The 25800-nt window shown below is 29.0% G+C and carries 22 protein-coding genes; 21 read left to right on the top strand and 1 reads right to left on the bottom strand.

Features of this window, described 5'->3' with window-relative positions; translation table 11 throughout:
• The first annotated feature begins 52 nt into the window (after positions 1-52).
• From Q0714_RS02320 to Q0714_RS02275, 10 genes are all read left to right on the top strand, one after another.
• Entirely contained in the window at positions 53-3193 is a 3141-nt protein-coding gene (locus tag Q0714_RS02320) for a glycoside hydrolase family 2 TIM barrel-domain containing protein (RefSeq protein WP_298262694.1), read from the top strand.
• Positions 3194-3263: 70 nt separating this feature from the next.
• Positions 3264-3545 carry a LysO family transporter gene (locus Q0714_RS02315; protein ID WP_298262693.1) on the top strand — a complete coding sequence of 94 codons (282 nt, stop codon included), beginning with the start codon at positions 3264-3266 and terminating at the stop codon, positions 3543-3545.
• A complete protein-coding gene (locus Q0714_RS02310) occupies positions 3535-4140 on the top strand; it encodes a lysine exporter LysO family protein (protein WP_298262692.1) in 606 nt (201 codons plus the stop codon). Before Q0714_RS02315 ends, Q0714_RS02310 begins: the two co-directional genes overlap by 11 nt.
• Before the next feature lie 183 nt (positions 4141-4323).
• A complete protein-coding gene (locus tag Q0714_RS02305) occupies positions 4324-4671 on the top strand; it encodes an ester cyclase (protein WP_298262691.1) in 348 nt (115 codons plus the stop codon).
• Positions 4672-4712: 41 nt separating this feature from the next.
• On the top strand, positions 4713-5042 hold the full coding sequence (locus Q0714_RS02300; protein WP_298262690.1) for a hypothetical protein: 330 nt from the start codon (positions 4713-4715) through the stop codon (positions 5040-5042).
• Position 5043: 1 nt separating this feature from the next.
• A complete protein-coding gene (locus tag Q0714_RS02295) occupies positions 5044-5556 on the top strand; it encodes a GNAT family N-acetyltransferase (protein WP_298262689.1) in 513 nt (170 codons plus the stop codon).
• A gap of 399 nt (positions 5557-5955) precedes the next feature.
• A complete protein-coding gene (locus Q0714_RS02290) occupies positions 5956-6525 on the top strand; it encodes an RNA polymerase sigma-70 factor (protein WP_298262688.1) in 570 nt (189 codons plus the stop codon).
• Positions 6526-6613: 88 nt separating this feature from the next.
• Entirely contained in the window at positions 6614-7600 is a 987-nt protein-coding gene (locus tag Q0714_RS02285) for a FecR domain-containing protein (RefSeq protein ID WP_298262687.1), read from the top strand.
• Positions 7601-7689: 89 nt separating this feature from the next.
• A complete protein-coding gene (locus tag Q0714_RS02280) occupies positions 7690-11214 on the top strand; it encodes a TonB-dependent receptor (protein WP_298262686.1) in 3525 nt (1174 codons plus the stop codon).
• 10 nt (positions 11215-11224) lie between these two features.
• Positions 11225-12718, top strand: a complete 1494-nt coding sequence (locus Q0714_RS02275; RefSeq protein ID WP_298262685.1) for a RagB/SusD family nutrient uptake outer membrane protein — start codon at positions 11225-11227, stop codon at positions 12716-12718.
• Positions 12719-12807: 89 nt separating this feature from the next.
• Here the strand turns inward: Q0714_RS02275 and Q0714_RS02270 are convergent, their stop codons facing one another.
• A complete protein-coding gene (locus Q0714_RS02270) occupies positions 12808-12996 on the bottom strand; it encodes a hypothetical protein (protein WP_298262684.1) in 189 nt (62 codons plus the stop codon).
• Between the two features lie 225 nt (positions 12997-13221).
• Here Q0714_RS02270 and Q0714_RS02265 point away from each other — a divergent pair, with 225 nt between their 5' ends.
• The 11 genes from Q0714_RS02265 (at position 13222) to Q0714_RS02215 (ending at position 25724) form a co-directional block, all read left to right on the top strand.
• Positions 13222-13947, top strand: a complete 726-nt coding sequence (locus Q0714_RS02265) for a LytTR family DNA-binding domain-containing protein (RefSeq protein ID WP_298262683.1) — start codon at positions 13222-13224, stop codon at positions 13945-13947.
• A gap of 172 nt (positions 13948-14119) precedes the next feature.
• The gene (locus Q0714_RS02260; protein WP_298262682.1) at positions 14120-14281 is read left to right on the top strand and encodes a hypothetical protein; all 162 of its coding nucleotides are present in this window, start codon (positions 14120-14122) and stop codon (positions 14279-14281) included.
• A 172-nt stretch (positions 14282-14453) separates the two neighbouring features.
• Positions 14454-16427 carry a sensor histidine kinase gene (locus Q0714_RS02255; RefSeq protein WP_298262681.1) on the top strand — a complete coding sequence of 658 codons (1974 nt, stop codon included), beginning with the start codon at positions 14454-14456 and terminating at the stop codon, positions 16425-16427.
• Between the two features lie 2 nt (positions 16428-16429).
• The gene (locus tag Q0714_RS02250; RefSeq protein WP_298262680.1) at positions 16430-17098 is read left to right on the top strand and encodes a response regulator; all 669 of its coding nucleotides are present in this window, start codon (positions 16430-16432) and stop codon (positions 17096-17098) included.
• 360 nt (positions 17099-17458) lie between these two features.
• On the top strand, positions 17459-19432 hold the full coding sequence (locus Q0714_RS02245; protein ID WP_298262679.1) for a cytochrome c biogenesis protein CcdA: 1974 nt from the start codon (positions 17459-17461) through the stop codon (positions 19430-19432).
• An 88-nt stretch (positions 19433-19520) separates the two neighbouring features.
• Positions 19521-21056 (top strand): aminotransferase class V-fold PLP-dependent enzyme, encoded by a 1536-nt coding sequence (locus Q0714_RS02240; RefSeq protein WP_298262678.1) that lies wholly within the window; start codon positions 19521-19523, stop codon positions 21054-21056.
• A gap of 50 nt (positions 21057-21106) precedes the next feature.
• A complete protein-coding gene (locus tag Q0714_RS02235; protein WP_298262677.1) occupies positions 21107-21691 on the top strand; it encodes a HupE/UreJ family protein in 585 nt (194 codons plus the stop codon).
• 56 nt (positions 21692-21747) lie between these two features.
• The gene (locus tag Q0714_RS02230) at positions 21748-22167 is read left to right on the top strand and encodes a dCMP deaminase family protein (RefSeq protein WP_298262676.1); all 420 of its coding nucleotides are present in this window, start codon (positions 21748-21750) and stop codon (positions 22165-22167) included.
• Between the two features lie 2 nt (positions 22168-22169).
• Positions 22170-23819, top strand: a complete 1650-nt coding sequence (locus tag Q0714_RS02225) for a S41 family peptidase (RefSeq protein WP_298262675.1) — start codon at positions 22170-22172, stop codon at positions 23817-23819.
• A gap of 33 nt (positions 23820-23852) precedes the next feature.
• A complete protein-coding gene (locus Q0714_RS02220) occupies positions 23853-24599 on the top strand; it encodes a UDP-2,3-diacylglucosamine diphosphatase (RefSeq protein ID WP_298262674.1) in 747 nt (248 codons plus the stop codon).
• Positions 24600-24716: 117 nt separating this feature from the next.
• Positions 24717-25724, top strand: coding sequence for a MoxR family ATPase (locus Q0714_RS02215; RefSeq protein ID WP_298262673.1), 1008 nt, complete (start codon positions 24717-24719; stop codon positions 25722-25724).
• Positions 25725-25800 lie beyond the last annotated feature (76 nt).

Genomic DNA, 25800 nt, shown 5'->3' with positions numbered 1-25800 from the left:
TTTATCTTCAACTGAGCAAGCTAAAAGCAATTTTTATAAATTATACAAATCAATGAAAATTAAATTACTAGTTTTAATTATTTCTTTTGTGGTTATTTCTTGTAAACAGGAGCAATTAAACAATATACCTGAACAAAAAAATCATTTCAATCATCAAATATTTGAAGAAAACAAATTACCTCCAAGAGCTACTTTTTTTGGTACAGAATCTTCTAAAATTATTGAAAAGGAAAATTCACGCCGATTTTTAAATCTAAATGGTGATTGGAAGTTTAATTGGGTAAAAAATCCCCAAAAACGCCCTACAACTTTTCAAAACATAGAATTTAATGATAACCAGTGGGGAATAATTAAAGTGCCTTCAAATTGGGAGGTTGCAGGTTATGGTTACCCAATATATTTGGATGAACGTTACCCCTTTACAACAAAATGGCCAAATGCTCCAACAGAATACAATCCCGTAGGAACTTATAGAAAAGAAATTGTACTTAAAGAAGAGTTTTTATTTGAGGATGTTATACTGCATTTTGCAGGAGTAAAATCGGCTATGTACGTATATGTAAATGGAAGTTACGTAGGTTATTCACAAGGTAGCAAAACCCCTGCAGAATTCAATATTACAAGTTATTTAAAAGAAGGTAAAAATCTTATTGCGCTACAGTTATTTAGATGGAGCGATGCAAGTTATTTGGAAAGTCAAGATATGTTAAGGATGAGTGGTATTGAACGAGATGTTTATTTATATACTCAACCAAAAGTTTTTATTTCTGACTACTATGCAAACACCAATCTTGATGATTTATACTTAAATGGTATTTTTAAAGGAACTGTTTCAATTTCAAATACTTCAAATACTAAAAGCACTAGAACCATTTCGCTTGAAATTATAGATGGGGAGCATTCAGTTTTTAAAACTTTGAAAAAAATTGAAATAAACGCACACTCTTCTATTAAATTTAAAGCTGAAAAAATTGTTGAGTTTGTAAAAAAATGGTCTGCAGAACTTCCAGAACTGTATCAATTAAAAATTAGCTTGAATGATAATGAAAATCCTAAAAACAACCAATTTATAACAAAAAACATTGGATTTAAGCGTGTGGAAATTATCAATAGCCAAGTATTAATTAACGGAAAAGCTATTTATTTTAAGGGTGTTAATCGACACGAAACGGATCCTTTTACAGGGCATGTGGTTGCTAAAGAAACTATGGAAAAAGACATACAATTAATGAAACAAAATAACATTAATGCAGTACGTTGTTCACATTACCCAAATAATCCTTATTGGTTAGATTTATGCGATACATACGGTTTATATGTAATTAATGAAGCGAATATTGAAAGCCATCCATTAGCAATAAATAAAAATACTCAAATTGGTGATGAAATAACTTGGTTACCAGCTCATATGATGCGAACTCAACGTATGTTTTATAGAGATAGAAATCATGTGTCAATTTATTCATGGTCTTTAGGAAATGAAGCAGGTGAAGGTCAGGTTTTTAGGACCACCTATCAATGGTTAAAAGAAAATGACCAAAATAGAATAGTTCAATATGAACCTGCTGGGAAAAAAAATTATACCGATTTATATTGTCCCATGTACCCACGACCTGAAAATTTAATTGCTCATGGAAAATCAAATTCTGAAAAACCTTCAATAATGATTGAATATGCACATGCGATGGGGAATTCCGTTGGGAATTTACAAGATTATTGGAATATAATTGAAAAATATCCAAATTTACAAGGTGGATATATTTGGGATTGGGTTGATCAAAGTTTAGAATATAAAGATGAAAATGGAAAACCATATTTAGCGTATGGACACGATTTTCATCCAGATTTACCAACCGATGGTAATTTTTTAAATAACGGATTAGTTGATCCATATAGAAATCCGCATCCTCATATAACTGAAGTTAAGAAAGTATATGAACCTGCTCAATTTAATTATTTAGGAAACGGAATTATTGAAATTGAAAATAAAAACTTTTTTGTTGATTTTTCAGATAAAAATATAGCTTGGAAACTATTGGCTGATGGTAAAACCTTTCTTAAAGGAAACCTTGCAAATATAGCAGTACTACCTCAACAAAAAAGAAACTTTATATTGCAAAATTTCCCTAAAAGTTTCGACGCTAATAAAGAGTATATTTTAGAAATAAGTTTACTTCAAAAAGATGCTACAAAATTAATACCTGTAGGTTTTGAAATAGCTTGGGATCAATTTAAACTGAATGAAGTGATTAAAAAATCAGTTTCAAGTTCAAAAGAAAATACATTGGAGATTATTGCTTCTGAAAACGGAATTGAGTTGAAAAATGATAAAACTAATTTAAAAATAAACGCTACATCTGGTGAAATTATTTCTTGGGTATTTGACGGAAATGAAATTACTAATCAACCTATCCGTCCTAATTTTTGGAGACCTCCAACTGACAATGATTTAGGAAATGGAATGGACAAATGGGCAAAGGTATGGCAAAATGCATCGTACAATTACACCTCAAAATTAATCAATAAACCTCAAAAGAATAAAAATGGGGTTTCTTTTAAGGTTGAGTACAACTTTCCAAATAATGAAGCTACTGTTTTTATAAATTATTTGATTGCAAATAATGGAAATTTAAAAGTAGATTATGCTTTCAGTCCAAATAAAAAAGAGCTGCCAAATATACCAAGAATAGGAATGTACCTTACAATTCCAAATAATTTTACAGAGGTATCTTGGTATGGTAACGGACCTAATGAAAGTTATTGGGATAGAAAAACAGGTGTTAAAACTGGAGTATATTCAGGAAAAATTGAAGCGCAATTCCATCGCTATCTGCGACCACAAGAAACAGGTAATAAAACAGATATTAGATGGATGGAATTAGCTTCTGAAAATATGACTCTAAAAGTTTCATCCAAAGAACAATTATTAAATGTAAGTGTTTGGCCTTTTGATATGAAAGAAATTGATTTTAATAGTGACGAGGCTTTAAAATCAGCGTCTGGGTTAGTTCCTGTAACTAAAAAGCATGGTGCTGATATTAAAATTGGAAATACCATTCAATGGAATATTGATTTTTTACAAATGGGAGTTGGCGGTGATACTTCTTGGGGAAGACTACCACATCAAGAATATACGATTTCAGCAAATCAAAAATACAGTTACTCATTTACAATTCAACCAATAGTAAACTAATTTTAAAAATTACATTTGTTTTTCTAAAGCACTTCTTTATAAAACGCTTCTATAATCATCTTAAATAGATATGACACCAGTATTATTTTTAATGACCATAGGTTTAATTCTTGGATATGTTTTCAGAAACAAACCCCAATTTATTTTATGTTCAAGCAAGATTACAACACTAATTATTTATATGTTATTATTTCTTTTAGGAATTGGAGTTGGTTTAAATAAAACCATTATTTCTAATATGACAAATATTGGCATACAAGCTTTTTTAATCACTTTTGGAGCGGTGTTAGGAAGTCTAATTTTTGCATATATCACTTACAAATTATTCTTTATCAATAAAAATGAAAAATAGTATTATTATACTTTTAATGTTTATAGTGGGTGTGGTTTTAGGTATGTATAAATTTTTACCCGATTTTTTGATAGAAAATGATTTTTCCAAGTACTCATTATATGCCTTAATGTTTTTTGTAGGTATAGGAATTGGGGCAGATAGTAACGCACTTAGTATCATTCGTAAAACAAAAATTAAAATTATACTAGTTCCGCTTTGTGTTATTTTAGGTTCATTATTAGGAGCAGCATTAATATCATTTTTTATTTCTGAAATTAGTATAATTGAAGCTATGGCTGTAGCTGCTGGATTTGGATATTATAGTTTATCTTCTATATTTATAACAGAAATTAGTGGAGAAACTTTAGGGGTTATCGCCTTATTGTCTAATATTTCAAGAGAAATAATTACGCTTTTAGCTACACCTTTTTTTGTAAAATATTTTGGTAAACTGGGAGGTATTGTATCTGGTGGGGCTACTTCTATGGATACCTGTTTACCTATTATTTCAGAAAGTACAGGGAAAGAATGGGCAATTATAGCTGTTTTTAGTGGTGTTGTTTTGACAGTAATTGTACCTTTTTTAGTTCCATTTGTATTAACATTTATTTAAAAGAAGTTAGATTTAAACCTATTAAGTAAATCAAAAACAAAACAATTCTATTATTTCTATAGTATATTTGTTGAGTTTGATGTTATTTAAATAAATCTAAAAACTAAAAAGCAGTGATGAATAAAGAAGCTTTCCTTCGGAAATTTATGGAAGAAATTTGGAATAATAAAAAAATTGATAAAGTTGAACAATTTTATTGATAAAGAATATACAATTCATCTTGATACTGCTGATCCTTGGGAAGGAAAAACCTTGTCGTATTCTGAATTTAAAGAACGTTTAAAATTTTCGTTTGATTCATTTCCAGATATGAATTTTGAAATAACATCTGCTATTTCAGAAGAAAATCATGTAGCAATAACTTGGATTTTAACAGGCACAAATCTTGGAATGATTGGAGATCACCCACCTACTAATAAATCAATTAAAACAAAAGGATTTACCATTTATCATTTCAAAAACCATTTAATAAGAGGACATACACAAATATTTGATAGAAAAACTGTTGTGCAACAACTAGGATTTATTTGATATGAAAACAAAAAAAAGAGCTTAAAGAAATTTACTAACAAATGAAACCTCCAATGGAGGTGTTTCAAATAAAAAACTTGAACACTAACAAAGTGTTGATTGATAGTAGTATTGACATGGTGTTTAAATGGAATAGACACAAAATGGAACTCAAATTTGGAAATCATAGAAACAAAAAATTACAAAAAGCAAAGATGTTTTTTGAATTAGGAATAAAATATTATCCTAAAAGTCCTAATGTATATAATTCAATGGCAGATTATTATATTTCTCAAAAAGACAGTAAAAAAGCTTTAGAATATGCAACTAAAGCCTATGAAATAAGTAGCAATGATTATTTTGCAAAGAGAATAAAAACTTTAAAAAACTGAAATGAAATTCAACCCTTTTCCAATATTAGAAACTGAAAGACTTTTATTAAGAGAATTGAATGTAAATGATGCGAAATCTTTTTATCAACTGAATCTTGATAAAGAAGTTATGAAATATACTGGAGAAGGAGCATTTAAAGATATTGAGGAATCTAAAAAATTCTTAGAAAATTATGACCAATATAAAAAATATGGAATAGGAAGATGGGCAGTAATCAACAAAGAAAATAAAGAATTTTTAGGTTGGTGTGGACTTAAATTTACAGAAAATCTTAATGAATATGATATTGGATTTAGATTTTTTAGAAAACATTGGAATAAAGGATATGCAACTGAATCCGCAAAAGCTTGTGTTAATTTTGGACTAAATAAATTTAAAATAACTGAAATTATTGGTAGAGCAATGAAAGATAATAAAGCCTCCATTAAAGTGTTGGAAAAAATTGGACTTATGTATGATAGAGATTTTGATTTTGAAGGATCTAAAGGTGTAATTTATAAAATAAAAGCTTAGTAAAATCTTTTCTTATAGGTTCTGTTTTTAAATTTGAACGATTCAAATCATCATTCATTATAATTTGCCATCATAAAAAATAAAGAAGCCAATTAACAAAACATATAGTTTAGAACAAATTATTCAAGTCAGTTATCATATAAATCGAAAACATTACAATAGTATTCTATAATTGATAACTTTTTAACAATAGAGATTTTAAAAATGATTATTACATTTAAAAAAAATGGTTTTTAAAATTTATACTTAACAAATATTTTAATTTTTATAGGAAGTAAATTGTTTAAAAAAGTTACATTATAAATATAATCAACACTTTTTTAATAGAGGCTAATAAAGAGGTTAAATTATTTTTAATAAATTTTCTGTAAATTAGTTACAGATATGAAAGATGTGTAAATGAATAATAACTTAAATATCAATAATTCTGAGTTTATAGATTTAATTAATGAGGGAGATGCAAATGCATTTCAGTTATTATTTAAACTTTATAGATCTAAATTGTTATTTATTGCAAATAGTTATATTTCTTGCAATGAAGATGCTGAAGAGATTATTCAAGATGTATTTTTAAAAGTTTGGTCTCAAAAAAATATTCAAACTAATATCAATGGATATATCTATACAGTTACTAGAAATGCTTGTTTGGATTATTTGAGAAAAAAGAAACAAACATTAAATATTGAAAATAATACACAACAAATTGAGGCTTCAATAAATTACAAAGCAATTGCAGATGATTTAGCTTCTTCTATTATTGAAAAAGAATTAGAAGAAGCAATTATGAATGGAATTGAATTTTTACCTGAAAAATGTAAAAATGTTTTTGTAATGAGTAGAATTGAAGGTTTAAAGCATAAAGAAATATCAAAAGAGCTTAATATATCTACTAAAACTGTTGAAAATCATATTACTAAGGCAATAAAGCATATGAGACTTTATCTTCGAGAGTTTTTATCTTTTTTTTAATAATACCGATAAAATTTTATCTTTTTTTTAAATATTGTAGGGGATACGTATGAATAGTTACGTCATATAAGTATATAACCTCTTAAAAATGCAAGAAAAATATATTATAAAGTATATAGAAGGAAAAAGTACACTTTCAGAAAAGAAAAAAGTATTGGAATGGATTAGAGAAAGTGAAAGTAATCAAAATAAATTTAATTTTCTAAAGGCTAAGTATATAGGGCAGGCACTTAAAGAAATTAAAAATAATAATAATGAATCTCATTATATAAATTTTAGTAAAAAAATTAAAAATAAAAAAAGATATGTGTTCAGTTCGGTTGGTGTAGCAGTTTTATTTTTAAGTGTACTCTTATTTTGGAACTATCAAGAAATAAACAATAATAGTTATGTTAATTCTAAAGAATTAATTAAAGATAAAGAGGAAGAAAAAGATTTGTTTAATGAAATTACATCTAATAGTAATGAACAAGAAGTTATATTACCAGATGGCTCAATAATTTCTTTAAATATCGATAGTAAATTAATTTATCCTAAAAAGTTTAAAGATACTATTAGAGAGGTAACACTCATAGGAGAAGCTTTTTTTGATATAAAAAGAAACGTTAATAAACCTTTTATAGTAAATGCAAATGAACTAAAAATAAGAGTTTTAGGAACTAGTTTTAATGTAAAATCTTATGAAAAAGATAGTAAAATTGAAACAACATTAGTCACAGGAAAAGTAGAATTAATTAAAGATAAAGATACCCCTATAGTTTTAACGCCATCTCAAAAAGCTGTTTTTAATAAGGCTGAGAAAAAAATGAAAATTGAAGAAGTTAACTCTTCTGATGTGATAGCTTGGAGAGAGGGAAAATTAATTTTTAATAAAACAAGTCTAAAAGATGTTATAAAAGATTTGGAAAGAAAATATCAAGTTCAGTTTGTTGTGAGTTCTGAAAGTTTGTTAGAATATGAATATACTGGAACGTTTGATAATTTAAAGATCAAAGAAGTTTTAGACTTGTTAAGTATATCATCTCCAATTAAATATTCAATAAAAAATGAGAAAATAATATTAAAAATGAAATAAAAAAAGAGAGTGCGGCAACACTCTCCTTAAATAATTAATAATCATCAAATCACGCAAATGAAATCAACAATTAAAAACCATTCAAAATTATGAAAAAAACTGAAATTAAGGTCTTTTCAAGAAAAATTCTATTCTTAAGGATTATGAAAATTTACACCATCTTATTTTTTGTTACCATGGCAAAGTTGTTTGCAGCAGACGCTTATGGGCAAAACATAACAATTAATTTAAAAAATGCTGAACTAAAAACATTTTTTACTGAAATTGAAAATAAAACTGAATTTAACTTCTTTTATAGTAATAATTTAATTGATGTAACCAAAAAGGTTTCTCTAAATGTAAAAAATCAAAATTTAAGTAAAGTCTTGGTTCAATTATTAGCGAAAACAGAAATAGATTTCAGATTTGTTAAAAACCAAATAGTTTTATTTCCAAAAAATAACACCTCAATAAGTGAGTTAATTGAAGAAATAATAGTTAACAATGAGGAAGGGACTAATAGTACTAAATCTTCAGATGAGGTTATTAAATCCAAAATTACTACAGTTATTCAAAATATGGTTTCTGGAACGGTGACAGACGCTACCGGCCCTTTACCAGGAGTAACAATTGTCATTAAAGGAACTACCAAGGGAACTCAAACTGATTTTAATGGAAAGTATCAAATAGCTGCTAATAAAGGTGATGTTTTGGTTTTTTCTTATGTTGGTATGAAAACACAAAGTGTTACTGTAGGTGATAGCAATATCTTAAATGTTGTAATGCAAGAGGATGCAAATTTATTAGAAGAAGTTATTGTTACAGCTTATGGGACATCAAAAAAAGGAGATTTCACAGGGTCTGCAACCCAAATTAATAGCGATGATATTGGTAAAATATCACTGTCAAATGTAACTACTGCAATTGAAGGTTCTTCAGCTGGAGTTACTGCTACATTTGGAAGTGGTCAACCTGGCTCGGGTCAAGATATTCGCATCAGAGGTTTCGGCTCTTTCTCTGCAAGTAGTTCTCCTTTATACGTTGTTGATGGTATTCCTTTTACAGGCTCTATCAACTCTATTAATCCAGCAGATATTGAAAGTCTAACAATTTTAAAAGATGCTTCATCAACTGCGTTATATGGAAATAAAGCTGCCAATGGGGTTGTAATGATTACAACAAAAAAAGGTAAAAATAGAAAAGGACAATTCTCTTTAAATATGTCTGCTAGTGTAATTGACCGCTCTATACCTGAATATGATAGATTAGATGCAAAACAATATTATGAAATAATGTGGGAAGTTTTACGTAACAGTGAAGCAATACCTGGTGTTGATGATCCTGCTGATGTAACTGCAGCAAACTTATATGCTACAAATAATATTTTTGAGGAGTTAGAAAGCAACCCATTCAATGTAGCTTTCGATCAAATAGTAGGTATTGATGGTAATATCAATCCAAGTGCAAGTCTATTAAACCCTGATAATTTAGATTGGGAAGATGCTATTACTAGAAAAGGATTTCGTCAAAATTATGATATGAGCTTTCAAGGAGGTACTGAAAAAAGTGATTTCTATGTTTCTTTAGGGTACTTAAAGGAGGAAGGTTATATATTAAATTCTGATTTTGAACGAATTTCAGGACGTGTAAATGTAAATCACCAAGCAACTAATTGGTTAAAAACTGGTTTAAATGTTGGTGTTTCAACTTCTCAAGGAAATCAAGCTCAAGCTACTTCTGGACAATCAAGTTCATTTGTGAATCCAATTCGCTTTACTAGAGGCATGGGACCAATTTATAATATTTATAAGCAGTCTGCTAATGGAGATTATATTTTAGATGCTAATGGAGATAAAATATATGATTTAGATGCAGCTAGACCAAGTGATGCTAATTTTGGTAGACATATAGTTGCAGAAATTGATTTTAATGAAGACCTAGATGAAATTACATCTATCAATGGTAAAACCTTTTTTGATATTACATTAACTGAAGGGCTTGTTTTTACAATAAATGCTAGTTTTGATCAACGTCATTTTTACAATACAGACTATGAAAATAAATATGTAGGTGACGGTGCTCCAGGTGGGAGAGCTGGTAGAACATACAACCGTAGAACTTCTGTTGGTTTTAACCAATTATTAAATTACACAAAGACATTTAATGAAAAACATAATTTTAAAGCACTATTGGCTCATGAGTCACTAGAATATAAAATTAGTGATTTAGATGGCTCTCGCCAGCAACAAATTGCTGATGGTAATTCTGAACTCATTAATTTTGTGACTACTTTAGGTTTAACGTCAGTATTAGACAATCGTAATGATGAGAGTTATTTCGGTCGTTTAAATTATGATTACGATGGTAAATATTTTGTTAGTGCTTCTTATAGACAAGATGGTTCTTCAAAATTTTCTAAAGAAACTAGATGGGGAGATTTTTGGTCAATAGGTGCTGCTTGGCGCTTAGACAGAGAAAAATTTATTGAAGATAAAGATTGGATAAACTCTTTAAAGTTGAGAGCTTCATACGGTGAATTAGGAAATAATTCAGGCATTAGTTTTTATGCTTATCAAGGATTGTATGATTTAGGGTATAACAATCAAGCAGAGCCAGGGATATTGCAAGCTGGTCTTGCTGCACCAAACTTATTGTGGGAGGCTAGTGAGAGTTCTGATATTGCTCTTGAATTTCGTTTATTTGATAATCGATTTGATGGTGTTATAGAATTCTACAATCGTAATTCTGATAATTTATTATTTAATGTTCCATTACCTCTTTCAAGTGGTAGTACTAGTATTCCTGAGAATATTGGTTCTATGTACAATAGAGGAATTGAAGTAAGCTTAAATTATGATATTTTAAGAACAGATGATTTAACTTGGAACTTTGGTATCAATGCAGCAACTATTAAAAATGAGTTCACTAAATTACCTCAAGAGGAAATAATAAATGGTTCTAAAAAATTAATGGTTGGCCATTCAATTTATGATTATTGGTTGAGAGATTGGTATGGTGTAGATCCAACTGATGGTGAAATTTTGTATGTTGCTGAAGAAGGATCTACAGGCTCATCTGTTAGAACCATAGATGGAATGACATTAACAACTGATGATGCCCAAGCTAGATACCATTATGCAGGTACTGCTATTCCTGATTTAACAGGTTCAATAAATAATAATATTACTTATAAAGATTTTAATTTATCCTTTTTGTTTACATTTCAAATAGGGGGTGAAATATTAGACAGTAGCTATCAAGGCCTTATGAATTCTGGTAGTTATGGTGGTGCGTTAAGTACAGATATTTTAGATCGTTGGCAACAACCTGGCGACATTACTGATGTTCCTAGAATGGATCCTAGTAATACAACCGATTTTAACGCAACATCTGACAGATGGCTTACTGATGCTTCATATCTTAATTTAAAACGTGTTAATTTATCTTATGACTTGCCAGAAAGCATCCTTAACAACATTGGAGTTTCTAATGCCTTAATTTATGTGAGTGGAGAAAACATCTTTACATCAAATGCAAGAAAAGGAATGAGCGTTCAGCAAAACTTTAATGGTACTGTTAATAATGTATATACACCTTCAAGAATTCTAAGTCTTGGTTTAAATGTTAAATTTTAAAAAAAATAAAATGAGAAAAATACTAATTACTTTTATCGGAATGCTTGCTATAAATGTACTGTTTACAGCTTGTGATAAAGACTTTTTGGAAACAACTCCTACCGATCAAGTTGGAGCCGCAGTTGTGACCGAAACAACAGGTAATGCTATGGCAGCATTAAATGGAATACATAGAGCTTTATATGTTAGATATGGTAGTCAAGGTCGTGGTGGCGCTGGTCATTTTAATATGTTTATGTCTGAAATGGGTGAAGATCATGTTTTTAACTCTAGTACTTGGACTACAGGACTTAGATGGATTTTAACAGATTCTCCTACAAATTCATATAATAGAGCTCATTGGGCTATGTTTTATGAGTGGATAGCAAATGCCAATATATTGATTGCTGGTATAGATGATGCTGTTGGAGAACAGGATGATAAAGACAATATAAAGGGACAAGCATTATTATATAGAGCTTATGGTCACTTTATGCTGGTACAAACATGGGCAGGTCGCTATGTAAAAGGGCAAACTAACAGTCAATTAGGAGTTCCTTTAAAAACGGAACCATCTACTGAACCTATTGCACGTGCAACAGTTGAAGAAGTTTACACGCAAATAAATGCTGATATTGATGAAGCAATCACATTATTAGCAGGTAAATCACACCCTAATAAATCACACCTTAGTGTAGGTGTTGCAAAAGGATTAAAAGCTAGAGTTGCTCTTGTTCAAGGGAACTGGGGAGTTGCTGCTCAATATGCATCTGAAGCTAGAGCTGGTTATACATTAATGGATAAAGAAACTTATCGTAAAGGATTTTCTACTGATTTAGATCAGAACAGTGAATTTATGTGGGCAAGTCATATTGTAGAGGATCAAACAAATTATTTTGGAAACCTTGGAGCGTATATTTCTAGAAATTACAGTTCTTCATCAATTAGAGCAAATCCAAGATCTATTAACAAGCCGTTATATGATATGATATCTGACACAGATGTTCGTAAAACATTATGGTCTGAAGATGGTGAACACACCGAATTACAAGATGGTTATGAAATATCATCTAGACACAGTAGACATCCTTATACTAATCAAAAATTTCTATCACAAAGCACAGCTGTTAGTTTAATGGATGTACCTATGATGCGTGCAGCAGAAATGTATTTAATTGAGGCTGAAGCTTTGGCGCGAGATGGACAAGATGGATTGGCAGCACAAGCTCTTTTTGACTTAATTATAACAAGAGATGATGCTTATACTTTATCTACTAATACTGGACAAGATTTAATAGATGAAATTATGGTACAACGTCGAATTGAATTATGGTGTGAAGGTTTCCGTTGGTTAGATTTAAAACGTTTGAATTTGCCATTAAATAGAAAAGAACCTGGGTCTAGGCACACATCTTCAAGAACAGGTGGGGTTTTAGAAGTACCTGCAAGTGATAATAGATGGGTTTGGGTAATCCCTCAAGATGAAATTGATGCAAATCCACTTGTAGAACAAAATCCAATATAAATATAAGTGAGATATTATATATAGCCTCCTGTTATAATTTAAATTAACAGGAGGCTATATTATTGTAGAATAAGTGAATAATTGAAATTTTACTCAATACCTAAACGTTTAAATAGTTCTAAAATATTATTTGGGTAGTTAGAGGTTGTTTTTTTAAAAGTTTTTTTAAACTCATTGTTATTTGAACTGTCAATTGGAGAATTACTTTTAGGGTTCGTTTGCTCTTTCATTTTTTTATCAAATTTCGCTATAGACTTTTTATTTGATTGCTTTTTCATGATTTTCCAAAAAGTTGAATTATTCGTAATAAAATTGTTAACTAATTGTTTTATAAGGGTTAATGAAAATGCATCAAAAACGTGTCTTCAAATAGGGTATGTGCATAAATTTACGATGATTATTTTTCTTTAATCTTAATTTTTCCGTAAATAAAGTAGGGGAAAACCATACTTTTATTAGCAAAACTTTACTATTTTTGTTAAAACAAAATTTGTCCCCACAAAATGCGTAACTATTTTATTATAGATAAAGACACTACATCAATTCAAAAAATTAAAAACGTTTTAGAAGAATATTACGAGTTTAATTGTATTGGAGCTTCGAGTGATTATAACCTGTCAATGAATACAATTTTAAAAGAAACACCAGATTTAGTTTTTTTTAATATTGATAATACTTTTGAAAATCCATTTGAATTTGCTCAAGAGCTTAACTTGTTTAACGATGATTTTCCAGTATTTATAGCAATGTCTTTTTCAAAAGATAAGTTGTATGAAGTAATTAAAAATGGGTTTTTTGACTTTTTATTAATTCCCCTAGAAGAATTAGAGATAAGAAAAACAGTTTTAAAAATATTAAAAAAAATACCAGCAAAATCTAGAAAAAACATTTGTTTAAAATCATATAAAGACTACCAATATTTAAAAACAGATGAAATTCTTTTTCTAAAAGCAGACAATAATAGTACCGATTTTTATATGAATGATGGAAATATTATTAGTGCTTTTAAAACGCTAAAAACTTTTCAAGAAATTCTGCCAAATAATTTTTACAGAATTCATAAGAGTTATATTATTAATAAAAATTTTATTTCTAGAATACAGTTTGGAAAATCTATTTGTACAATTAAAAGAAATAGTTATGAGGTGCCTTTCACCAAAACCTATATCAATAATATAAGAAGTATTAACAAATCTTTGTCAGAATATTCTTATTTGTCAATAAGTTAGATTTTTCTATCAAATGGTACTGTTTCACGTATAGATGGTATGATTTTACTAATTAACGGATTTTAAAGAGTGCTAAATAGCATTCATGGACTACTTTTGGGGTATAGTATTAAAAAAAATACTCATAGAATAATAAAAACATATAGTCCTAAAATTTTAAAATACCATTATTATGAAATCAATTAAATTTATCTTCGCTTTCCTATTATTATCAGCTTCTTTCATTTCTTGTACTTCAGACAGTATTGCTGCTGATGAGGAACTTTATGCACCTGATACTGTTTTTGCAACTGGAGAAGATGGTAGTGCTGATGTAATGAGAACTAGAGATTAATTTATTATTGATAAAATAATATTTTATAGATAAAAATTTAAAAAAGCCTTAACTAATTTAGTTAAGGCTTTTTTAGTAGCTTTGTTATTTAACAACCCTAAATAATATCAAAGCAATAAACCACATATCTTTCATAAAATTATCAATTTGGATAACGTTTTTTATTGCCATAATGTCTTGTGAAAAACCATTATTGGTTATAAATAAAAAAAGTGAGCCAAAGAAAGACAGTGTTTCTTATTATATCAAACAATCTCAAAAAAAAGAATTAAAATTTATTCAAAAAAAAGAATTGCTTGAAAAAGCGTATCAATTTGCCAAAAAGCAGCCTTCAGATTCTTTACAAAATATCTATTTAGCCAAAATTGCCATAGAAACAGAATATTTAAACATTAATGATTTGTTTTTAGCAGTAAATAGCGAATCGTTAGCATTTGCTAAAAAATTGAATGATGGGTTAAAAATAGGAGATGCGCATTGGAATTATGGAAATTATTATACCGATGTTGAAACGGTAGATAGTGCCTATTATCATTATCATAAAGCTTTTGAAAGTTTTGAACAAGTAAAACATAATTACTATGCTGCTAAAATGCTTTATAATATGGCTTTTATACAGGGGCGTTTAAAAGATTATACGGGAAGTGAAATAACAATTTTTGAAGCAATTTCAAGGTTTGAGAAAGTTGAAAGGTATGATAGGCTATATGAGTGTTATAATTATTTAGGGCTAATTTATTTAGAACTTGAAGAATTTGACCGTTCAATTTTTTACTTAAATAAAGCAATTGAGTATTTAAAAAAGAATGATAAAAAAGGAATTTTTAAAGAATGGACTTTGAGTAATTTGGGCTTGGCATACCAAAAACAAAAAGCTTATGATAAAGCCATAGAAAATTTTGAAAATGCTTTGGCACATAAAAATTTAAAAGAAATTGATGCTAATTTTTATTCAAGGTTAATAGATAATATTGCTTATACTAAGTTTTTAAAAGGAGACACCGCCAATATTGTTACGCAATTTAATAAAGCGCTTTTTATTAGAGATAGTTTAAAAAACAGCTCAGGAATAGTAATTAGCAAAAGGCACTTGTCTGAATTGTATGCGTATAAATTAGATACAACCACCGCCATTAAATTAGCCAACGATGCTTTTGGTTTAGCAGATCAAGTTGAAAATAATAGAGATAAATTAGAAACACTACACTTATTGTCTAAAGTTGATAAAAAAAATGCATCAAAATATTTAGAAGAATACGTTCATTTAAATGACAGTTTACAAATAGAAGAAAGAAAAATTAGAAATAAATTTACACGAATTCGATTTGAGACTGATGAATATATTGAGGAGACTGAAAAACTTTCACAGCAAAATATTTTTATTATTATAGGTTCAGTATTCTTGATTTTTTTAGTGTCATTTGCCTATATAATGAGAGCCCAAAGAGCGCGTAATAAAGAATTAATTTTTGAAAGAGAGCAACAAAAAGCTAACGAGGAAATTTTTACGTTAATGTTAAAGCAACAAGCCAAATTAAAAGAAGGGCGTTTAAAAGAACGCCATAGAATTTCTGCAGATTTACATGACGGTGTTTTGGGTAGAATTTTTGGTACAAGGCTAGGGCTGGGATTTTTAAATATTAAGGGAGATGAACCAACTATTGAAAAACATAAATCTTATATTGATGAACTTCAAAATATTGAAAAAGAAATAAGAGCCATTTCACATGAATTGAAAAATGAAATTTTATCTTCAAAAGAAGATTTTTCAAAAATTATTGATGATTTAATTGAACAAAAAAGTAAAATAGGAGATTTTAAATATAATTTTGAATGTGATAAAAAAATAGATTGGGATAAGGTTGATGATAAAGTGAAAATTAATTTTTATAGAATAATTCAGGAAGCGCTACAAAACATAATTAAATATGCCAACGCTGATTTTGTAACGATAACAATTGAAATTAAAAATAAAAATATTAATTTAGTAGTTAAGGATAACGGTAATGGATTTAACACTAAAGATAAAAGAAAAGGAATCGGATTAAAAAATATGCATTCAAGAGCCACTAACCTCGGTGGTAAATTTAAAATAACATCTAACTTAAACAAAGGCACTTCAGTTTTTGTTAATTGCCCCATATAATTATGATGAATAAGTATAATGTACTAATAATTGATGACCACCCAATAATTGCTGATGCCTATAAAAGTGCATTCGAATTTATTAGTGCAGAAAATAAAAATATCAACTTTAAAATTTTAATAGCTAATAATTGCGATAAAGCTCTTGACCTAATCCAAGAAGTAAATCAATTAGACATTGTTTTTTTAGATATTTCCTTGCCTCCTTCAACAGATGGGAATTTTTTATCAGGTGAAGATTTAGGAATTAGAATTAAAGAATTACAACCCAAATGTAAAATTATTGTAGCAACTACTTTTAATGACAACTATAGAATTCAGGCAATTCTTAAAAATGTAAATCCAAATGGATTTTTAATTAAAAATGATATTGATAAAGAAGAATTAATTGCTTCCATAAAAACGGTGATGGAAGATTCTCCCTATTACAGTAAATCAGTTTTGGAATTGTTTAGAAAACAAGCTACGGTAAATTATAAATTAGATAAAATTGATAGGCAATTATTATATGAAATGTCTATTGGTACTAAAATGAAAGACCTTCCAAAGCTTATTCCAATGTCTATGGCTGGGCTTGAAAAAAGAAAAAAACATTTAAAAGATATCTTTAAAGTTAAGGATAATGACGATAGAGAATTAATACTTAAAGCAAAAGAAAAAGGGTTTATTTAAATAAACCCTTTTTAACTATAAAAATGTCTTTGGGGATGATTTGATTCATATAGTTGTTTCAAAAGTAATTTATTTTTTGAGTCTTAAAAATAATTTTAATTTTATTTTTTAAATCTATTAAAAGTTTATGGATTTCACATAACAATAGTAAGGAAAAACCTTTCTGTAAACGTTAAACTTCTTAGTTTTTTATTCTAAGTAATATTTTATGTAGCTTAAATATTAAAATTTTTATTTATAGCAATGTTTATACATTAAGAAAAATTTAACATAATAACTTAGGGGAAAATAAAGGATTCAACGACTTAGTAACTAATATTGTTTAATTTTGACAATTCTTAAAAAGAAACAAATTTTAATATGAAAAAAATATTTTTACTTCTATCCATATTATTTTTAAGCGTAACTAGTTATTCTCAAATTCATGACCCAGTAAAATGGTCAACAAATGTTGAAAAAATTAGTGATACAGAATATGATTTAATAATTGTAGCTTCTATAGAAGAAAACTGGCATTTATATTCTCAAAATGTGCCTGAAGATGGTCCTATACCAACAGCTTTCTCTTTTGAAACCAGTGCTGACTTCGAATTAATAGGAAATGTATCTGAAGAAGAAGGACATACTGTTGATGATCCTGTTTTTAATATGAAAATCAAGTATTTTGAAACTTCAACTATTTTTAAACAACGAATTAAACTTTTAACAGAAAATACGTTAAAAATTGCTGGAGAGGTTGAGTTTATGGTTTGTGATGACTCTAACTGCCTACCTCCAACATTTGTTGATTTAAACTTTTCAATTACAGGAAAAAAAGCAACAACAGTTGCTAACGAAACTACAAAGAATGAGACAAACAAATCAAATGTAGATGTTGCGAAAACAACAAAAAGTAAATCATCAAATAAAAGTTTATTAACCATATTTATCATAGCTTTTTTCTCAGGATTTGCTGCACTTTTAACACCATGTGTTTTTCCAATGATTCCAATGACAGTAAGCTTTTTTACCAAACAAAGTAAAAGTAAAGCAGCGGGTGTGAAAAATGCAATTATCTATGGATTTTCTATAGTAATTATTTATGTGTTATTGGGGATTTTAGTAAGCGCAATATTTGGTGCAGATGCATTAAATGCTTTGTCAACAAATGTGTGGTTTAATATTATATTTTTCTTATTACTCGTAATTTTTGCCATATCATTTTTAGGAGCTTTTGAAATTACATTGCCAAGTTCTTGGGGAACAAAAGTAGATGCACAAGCAGATAGAGGAGGTATTATTGGAATATTTTTTATGGCTCTAGCTTTGGCCATAGTTTCATTTTCTTGTACAGGACCAATCGTTGGAACTTTATTAGTTGAAGCTGCGGCAGGAGGAAGTCAAATAGGACCAATTGTTGGAATGTTAGGTTTTTCATTAGCATTAGCAATTCCTTTTGCTTTATTTGCTGCTTTCCCTGGCTGGTTAAACTCTTTACCAAAATCTGGAGGTTGGTTAAATACCGTTAAAGTTGTTTTAGGATTTTTAGAATTAGCACTAGCATTTAAGTTTTTATCAAATGCCGATTTAGTTTTACAATTACATTGGTTAGAGCGCGAAGTGTTTTTAGCAATTTGGATAACAATTTTTGGAACATTAGCTTTTTATTTATTTGGAAAAATTCAATTACCACATGATTCTCCATTAACACACATCTCAGTTGGTAGATTAGGATTAGGGTTATTAACATTGTCATTTACAATTTATATGATTCCAGGACTTTGGGGAGCTCCATTAAACTTGATTAGTGCATTTCCTCCAGCACAACATTATAGTGAATCACCTTACGGAGTAGGATTTACAAAATTAGGAAGTGGATCAAGTGATAATCATTCTGACATTCCTGAAGGCGCCCATTTAATGGCTCCGCATAATATTTTAGCATTTAATGATTACGAAAAAGGATTGGCTTATGCAAAAAAAGTAGGAAAACCAGCAATGATTGATTTTACAGGACACGCTTGTGTAAATTGTAGAAAAATGGAGCAAAATGTTTGGGCAAAAGATCAAGTATTGCCAATACTTAAAAATGAAGTGGTTTTAATTTCTTTATATGTTGATGATAAAAGGAAATTAGATGGAGAAATTGAATCTAAATTAAGACCTGGAAAAAAATTAAGATATATTGGTCAAAAGTGGAGTGAATTTCAAACGATTAAATATGGTGCAAATGCTCAGCCATTTTATGTGTTAATTGATCATAATGGAGAAAATTTAATCGATCCAACAGGATATACACCTGATGTGGATGAATACCACAATTGGTTAAAAGAGGGAATCGCGAATTTTAAATAAGAAATTGATTTTTAATGTTGAAGATTCACTCTAGTTTTTATAAATTGGAGTGTTTCTTTTTTAAAATCACAAACTAAAGATAATTGAAATGAGTTTTTTTTCAAAGTTATTTTCAAAAGATACAACAAAAGAAATTTTGAATGAATCTGACACGCAGGTTTCTGAATTAGAAACCTATTTTCAGCAATTTAGAAAAAATATTATTGGCAACAACCAAACATTTATTTCGCCTTTTGGTGAAAAAGAAATTATTTATACTGATTGGACGGCAAGTGGACGACTATATAGACCTATTGAAGAAAAGCTGTTAAATCAATTTGGACCTTTTGTTGCAAATACTCATACTGAAACATCTATTACTGGATCGGCAATGACAATGGCGTATCATAAAGCTAGAAATATTATCAAAGCTCATGTAAATGCTAATGAAAATGATGTATTGATAACGTCAGGAAGTGGAATGACTGGAGTAGTTAATAAATTTCAACGTATTTTAGGATTAAAAGTAGCCGAAAATTTAAAAGAGTATACTTCCATTCCAGAAGAATTAAGACCGATAGTTTTTGTAACTCATATGGAGCATCATTCTAATCAAACATCATGGTTAGAAACTATCGCAGATGTTGAAATTATTCCTTGTCAAGATTCTGGTTTAATTTGTTTTGATAACTTTAAACAAATTATAGAAAAATATAAAGATAGACCAATTAAAATAGCATCTGTAACTGCTTGTTCTAATGTTACAGGGATTAGAACTGATTATCATAAAATAGCTAAAATCATTCATCAACATGGCGGACTTTGTTTTGTAGATTTCGCTTGTTCCGCACCTTATGTTGAAATAAATATGCATCCAGAAGATGAAGAAATGTATTTAGATGCTATTTTCTTTTCTCCTCATAAATTTTTAGGAGGTCCAGGTACTTCAGGAGTGTTAATTTTTAACAAAAAATTGTATAAAAACATAGTGCCTGACAATCCAGGAGGTGGAACTGTAAATTACACCAACCCTTGGGGAGATCATGACTATGTTGATGATATTGAAACTCGTGAAGATGGTGGAACTCCAGGTTTTTTACAAACTATTAAAATTGCCTTATCCATTCAACTAAAAGAAAAAATGGGGGTAAAAAATATCATTGCTAGAGAGCATGAAATTAATAAAATTGTTTTTGACAAACTTTCAAAAATTCCAAATTTAATCATACTTGCCGGACAGCATACAGATAGGCTAGGTATTTTTTCTTTTTTTATTAAAGATGTTCATTTTAATTTAATTGTTAAACTGTTAAATGATAAATTTGGAGTTCAAACTAGAGGAGGTTGTTCTTGTGCGGGTACTTATGGGCATTTTTTATTACATGTAGATCAGCAAACCTCTAAAAGTATTGAGAAAAAAATATTAGATGGATGTATGGTTGAAAGACCTGGTTGGATACGTATGTCAATACACCCAACCATTACCAATAAAGAAGTTTTATACGTTTGTGATAGCATTAAGCAGGTTGCTGAAAACTATAAAGTTTGGGGTGAAGATTATACATATGATGCTGCTAAAAATGAATACATCCATAAAACAGCTAAACCAATTGAAAAGGATTTGATAAATAATTGGTTTAATTAATTATAGGAAAAAGTTTTTTCTATATTTGAGGACTAAAATTTTAATTATTTATGGATAATTTCATGTTTTTCCTTAAAGAAGGACTTTTTCATGTGTTGGATTGGAATGCATATGACCATGTACTCTTTTTAATCGCTTTAGCAGTAGTTTACGATTTTAAAAATTGGAAAAAAATACTTTGGTTAATCACCTTATTTACCATTGGTCATACCTTAACGTTGATTCTATCAGCTTATAAGATAGTTTCTGTAAACTCTAATTGGGTTGAATTTTTAATTCCAATAACCATCATTATAACAGCCTTAGTTAATATTTTTTACGCCAAAAACACCTCTAAACTAACCAAAACAAATACTAATTTAGTATTTGCATTATTTTTTGGATTGATTCATGGTTTAGGATTTTCAGGATATTTTAAAATTCTTATTGGTAAATCAACAGATAAATTAATTCCATTATTAGAGTTTGCTTTAGGAATTGAAATTGCTCAAATAATAGTTGTTTTTATTATTTTAGTTTTAGGATTTGTTTTTCAAACAATTTTTAGGTTTTCAAAAAGAGATTGGGTTCTTATCATTTCATCTATAGTTATTGGAATTGTATTACCAATTTTAAAAGGAGCCATTTTTTGGTAAAACTTTAACTTGAAGTTCATTTGAATCTTAGTAATTTCGTAATTATTTCAAATTTTATGAGTAAAAAACAGCTAAAGTACGATCAAGCATATATGCGTATGGCAAAGGAGTGGGCAAAATTATCGTATTGTGAAAGAAAAAAAGTTGGAGCATTAATAGTAAAAGGTAGAATGATAATTTCTGATGGGTTTAATGGCTCTCCAACAGGATTTGAAAATTGTTGTGAAGATGATGAAGGAAATACAAAGTGGTATGTTTTGCATGCAGAGGCCAATGCTATTTCAAAAGTTGCAAGTTCCACACAATCTTGTAAAAATTCTACGTTATATATAACACTATCTCCTTGTAAAGAATGTAGTAAACTTATTCATCAATCCGGAATCAAAAGAATCGTTTATGCTGAAAAATATAAAGACACCTCTGGATTAGAATTTTTAGAGAAAGCAGGAGTTGAATTAACACATCTTAAAGAATAAAAATGGCAAAAAGAAAAGCTTATTTACCTTTATTTATTGGAATTGCAATTGCAGTTGGAATATTTATTGGAAGTACCTTTAATTTTAAAAATAAAACCATGTTATTTAGCTCAAATACCAATGAAGCTAAAATAAAACGTTTGATAAATTATATTCAATATGATTATGTTGATAAGGTAAATACCGACAGTTTATTAGATGATGCTATTACTAATATGCTTTTAAAATTAGATCCACATTCTGTATATATTCCTAAAGAAGATTTAAAACGTGTTACAGAAAATATGCAAGGGAAATTTGAAGGAATAGGAGTTTCTTTTTTAATGCATAACGATACGGTAGCGGTTACAGGTGTAATTAAAAATGGACCAAGTGAAAAGGCAGGCATAAAAGCTGGGGATAGAATTTTGATAGCTGATAATGATACCTTATTTGGTGAAAGTATTTTTAAAAGAGCTGGAGTTGAAGCAAATGAAAAACAAACCTTTTTAGGGAGAAGAAAAGTAAGTGATCTAATTATGAGATCTTTAAAAGGAGCACCAGAAACAAATGTTTTAGTCTCTGTTTATAGAAGATCAACTAACGAAATACTCGAAATTCCTATTACAAGAGGTGAGGTTCCAATAAAAAGTGTTTCGGGTTATTATATGATTACTAAAACACTGGGTTATATTAATGTTGAACGATTTGCAAGAACCACCTATATAGAGTTTAAACAAGCTTTAAACGAATTAATTTCTGAAGGGATGACTTCGCTAGTGTTAGACTTAAGAGGAAACCCAGGAGGATTTATGGACATAGCTAATAACATTGTTGACGAATTTTTAGAAGATGGAAAGCTAATTGTATTTACAAAAAATAAAAACGGTGAAGTTGATAAGTCTTACGCAACTAAAAGAGGTAGTTTTGAAGATGGAAATGTATACGTGTTAATTGATCAAAATTCAGCTTCAGCTAGTGAAATTGTGGCAGGAGCACTACAAGATAATGATAAAGGTACTATCGTTGGAAGAAGGTCTTTTGGTAAAGGATTGGTTCAACAAGAAATGGATTTAGGAGATGGTTCGGCTGTTAGATTAACAACTTCTCGATACTATACTCCAACGGGTAGATCTATTCAAAAACCATACGATCATAATGGAAACAAAACATATAATAATGATTATATTGAAAGAGTTCATAATGGAGAATTACTATCAAAAGATAGCATTAAAGTTAATGACAGTTTGAAATATATAACTCCTAAAGGAAAAATTGTTTATGGTGGTGGAGGTATTATTCCAGATATTTTTGTTTCTATCGATACATTAAGTACATATAGTACAAGGTTGTATAGAGGTTTAAATGATTTTGTTTTTAGATATATAGATAATCATAGAAGTGAAATGAGTCAATGGGAATTGGATGATTTTGTTGTAAATTTTGATAAAGATGGTAGAATATTTAAACAATATTTAAAAGAATTGGATATAAAGTATCCTTTAGCACCTAAGGTTAGAGAAGACCTTCAACGATATTTTAAAGCCTTTGTAGCAAGAGATTTATTTGATCAAACAGGTTATTTCGTCATTAGTCAAACTAAAGATAATATGATTTTAAAAGTACTTGAGTTGGAAGGTAAAAAAGCGAAAGAAGATAAAAATAAGAACTAAAACGTATCTTTGAGTTTCTAATTCATCTAAATTTTGACAATTCATAAAAAAATATATTTTGCTTCAGATCAACACTTTGGAGCTCCTACAACCGATAGCAGTAAAATTAGAGAACAAAAGTTTGTTAATTGGCTCAATGAAATTAAAAAGGATTGTGAAGTTCTCTTTCTATTGGGAGATTTATTTGACTTTTGGTTCGAGTATAAAAAAGCAGTTCCAAAAGGTTTTGTAAGAGTTTTAGGAAAACTTGCAGAGCTAAGAGATAGTGGTGTGCAAATCCATTTTTTTGTAGGAAATCATGATTTGTGGATGCATGATTATTTTGAAAAGGAATTAAACATACCAATTTACCATCAACCTAAAGAATTTATCTTCAATAATAAAGTATTTCTTATAGGTCATGGGGATGGTTTAGGACCAGGAGATAAAGGGTATAAACGAATGAAAAAAATTTTCACAAACCCTTTTTCAAAGTGGTTATATAGGTGGTTGCATCCCGATATTGGAATACAATTAGCTCAGTATTTATCTGTAAAAAACAAGCTAATATCTGGCGAGGAAGATGTAAAATTTTTAGGAGAAGATAACGAATGGCTAGTTCAATATTGTAAAAAGAAATTAACTGAAAAAAAATACGATTTTTTTGTATTTGGACACAGACATCTTCCCTTAGAAATTCACCTCTCTGAAAACTCAAAATATGTCAATACCGGAGATTGGATTACCCATTTTACCTATGCTGTTTTTGATGGGGAGCAAATGATGTTAAAATCTTATTAAACCTTTGTAAATCATTCTACTTTTAACCAATTTTTAACAAGGTTTAAAAAAATATTTATGCTATTTGCATGGTGTAAGAAAGCATGTTAAATTCACGCGTTTAAAAAATTAAATAAAATGATAGAAGAAAGTAATGTTTCGGTTGATATTAAGGCAATTAATGAAAAAATTGAAAAAGAAAGCGCCTTTGTCGATTTATTAATGATGGAAATGAACAAAGTGATTGTTGGCCAAAAGCACATGGTAGAACGATTGTTAATTGGTTTATTAGGGAATGGTCACATTTTATTAGAAGGTGTTCCAGGTTTAGCTAAAACATTGGCTATTAACACACTATCAAAGGCAGTACAAGGTAATTTTAGCAGAATACAATTTACACCAGATTTATTGCCAGCGGATGTAATTGGAACAATGATTTATAGTGTAAAAGACAACGATTTTACCATTAAAAAAGGACCAATTTTTGCCAATTTTGTATTGGCTGATGAAATTAACCGTGCGCCAGCAAAAGTTCAATCTGCTTTGTTAGAAGCAATGCAAGAGCGTCAAATTACTATTGGAGATACTACTTTCAAGTTAGAAGAACCATTTTTAGTAATGGCAACACAAAACCCAGTAGAACAAGAAGGAACTTATCCGTTACCTGAAGCTCAGGTTGACCGTTTTATGTTAAAAACAGTGATTGATTATCCAAAATTGGATGAAGAACAACTAATTATGCGCCAAAATTTAAATAATAGTTTTGGAACCATAAATGCAGTTGCATCTATCAATCAAATTATAAAAGCAAGAGAAGCAGTAAAAGAAGTCTATATGGATGAAAAAATTGAAAAGTACATTTTAGACATTATTTTTGCTACTCGTTACCCTGAAAAATATAACTTACCAGACTTAAAAGGGTTGATAAGTTTTGGAGCTTCTCCACGTGGAAGTATCAACTTAGCCATGGCAGCTAAATGTTTTGCCTTTATCAAAAGAAGAGGATATGTAATACCTGAAGATGTACGTGCTGTTGTGCACGATGTTTTACGTCATAGAATTGGAATTACATACGAAGCAGAGGCTGAAAATGTAACTTCAGAAGACATTATCAATCAAATAGTAAATCAAGTAGAAGTACCATAAAATGTTTATTTGTGTAACTGCTTTATTGTTCTAATTTATAAAGAAGATAATAAAGAGTAATTCAATAAATACACTT

This window comes from uncultured Lutibacter sp., assembly GCF_947493565.1.
Taxonomy (GTDB): domain Bacteria; phylum Bacteroidota; class Bacteroidia; order Flavobacteriales; family Flavobacteriaceae; genus Lutibacter; species Lutibacter aestuarii.
Note: the sequence above shows the minus strand (reverse complement) of the source record. Positions and strands in the feature narration are given on the sequence as shown.

Excerpts from the sequence above, each read along its gene's own strand:
- Q0714_RS02250 (WP_298262680.1), top strand. The coding sequence starts at position 16,430 with ATGATGAATAAGTATAATGTACTAATAATTGATGACCACCCAATAATT.
- Q0714_RS02295 (WP_298262689.1), top strand. The coding sequence starts at position 5,044 with ATGAAATTCAACCCTTTTCCAATATTAGAAACTGAAAGACTTTTATTA.
- Q0714_RS02230 (WP_298262676.1), top strand. The coding sequence starts at position 21,748 with ATGAGTAAAAAACAGCTAAAGTACGATCAAGCATATATGCGTATGGCA.
- Q0714_RS02270 (WP_298262684.1), bottom strand. The coding sequence starts at position 12,996 with ATGAAAAAGCAATCAAATAAAAAGTCTATAGCGAAATTTGATAAAAAA.
- Q0714_RS02285 (WP_298262687.1), top strand. The coding sequence starts at position 6,614 with ATGCAAGAAAAATATATTATAAAGTATATAGAAGGAAAAAGTACACTT.
- Q0714_RS02300 (WP_298262690.1), top strand. The coding sequence starts at position 4,713 with ATGAAACCTCCAATGGAGGTGTTTCAAATAAAAAACTTGAACACTAAC.
- Q0714_RS02280 (WP_298262686.1), top strand. The coding sequence starts at position 7,690 with ATGAAAAAAACTGAAATTAAGGTCTTTTCAAGAAAAATTCTATTCTTA.
- Q0714_RS02265 (WP_298262683.1), top strand. The coding sequence starts at position 13,222 with ATGCGTAACTATTTTATTATAGATAAAGACACTACATCAATTCAAAAA.
- Q0714_RS02225 (WP_298262675.1), top strand. The coding sequence starts at position 22,170 with ATGGCAAAAAGAAAAGCTTATTTACCTTTATTTATTGGAATTGCAATT.
- Q0714_RS02315 (WP_298262693.1), top strand. The coding sequence starts at position 3,264 with ATGACACCAGTATTATTTTTAATGACCATAGGTTTAATTCTTGGATAT.
- Q0714_RS02235 (WP_298262677.1), top strand. The coding sequence starts at position 21,107 with ATGGATAATTTCATGTTTTTCCTTAAAGAAGGACTTTTTCATGTGTTG.
- Q0714_RS02275 (WP_298262685.1), top strand. The coding sequence starts at position 11,225 with ATGAGAAAAATACTAATTACTTTTATCGGAATGCTTGCTATAAATGTA.
- Q0714_RS02240 (WP_298262678.1), top strand. The coding sequence starts at position 19,521 with ATGAGTTTTTTTTCAAAGTTATTTTCAAAAGATACAACAAAAGAAATT.
- Q0714_RS02290 (WP_298262688.1), top strand. The coding sequence starts at position 5,956 with ATGAATAATAACTTAAATATCAATAATTCTGAGTTTATAGATTTAATT.
- Q0714_RS02215 (WP_298262673.1), top strand. The coding sequence starts at position 24,717 with ATGATAGAAGAAAGTAATGTTTCGGTTGATATTAAGGCAATTAATGAA.
- Q0714_RS02260 (WP_298262682.1), top strand. The coding sequence starts at position 14,120 with ATGAAATCAATTAAATTTATCTTCGCTTTCCTATTATTATCAGCTTCT.
- Q0714_RS02310 (WP_298262692.1), top strand. The coding sequence starts at position 3,535 with ATGAAAAATAGTATTATTATACTTTTAATGTTTATAGTGGGTGTGGTT.
- Q0714_RS02255 (WP_298262681.1), top strand. The coding sequence starts at position 14,454 with ATGTCTTGTGAAAAACCATTATTGGTTATAAATAAAAAAAGTGAGCCA.
- Q0714_RS02320 (WP_298262694.1), top strand. The coding sequence starts at position 53 with ATGAAAATTAAATTACTAGTTTTAATTATTTCTTTTGTGGTTATTTCT.
- Q0714_RS02245 (WP_298262679.1), top strand. The coding sequence starts at position 17,459 with ATGAAAAAAATATTTTTACTTCTATCCATATTATTTTTAAGCGTAACT.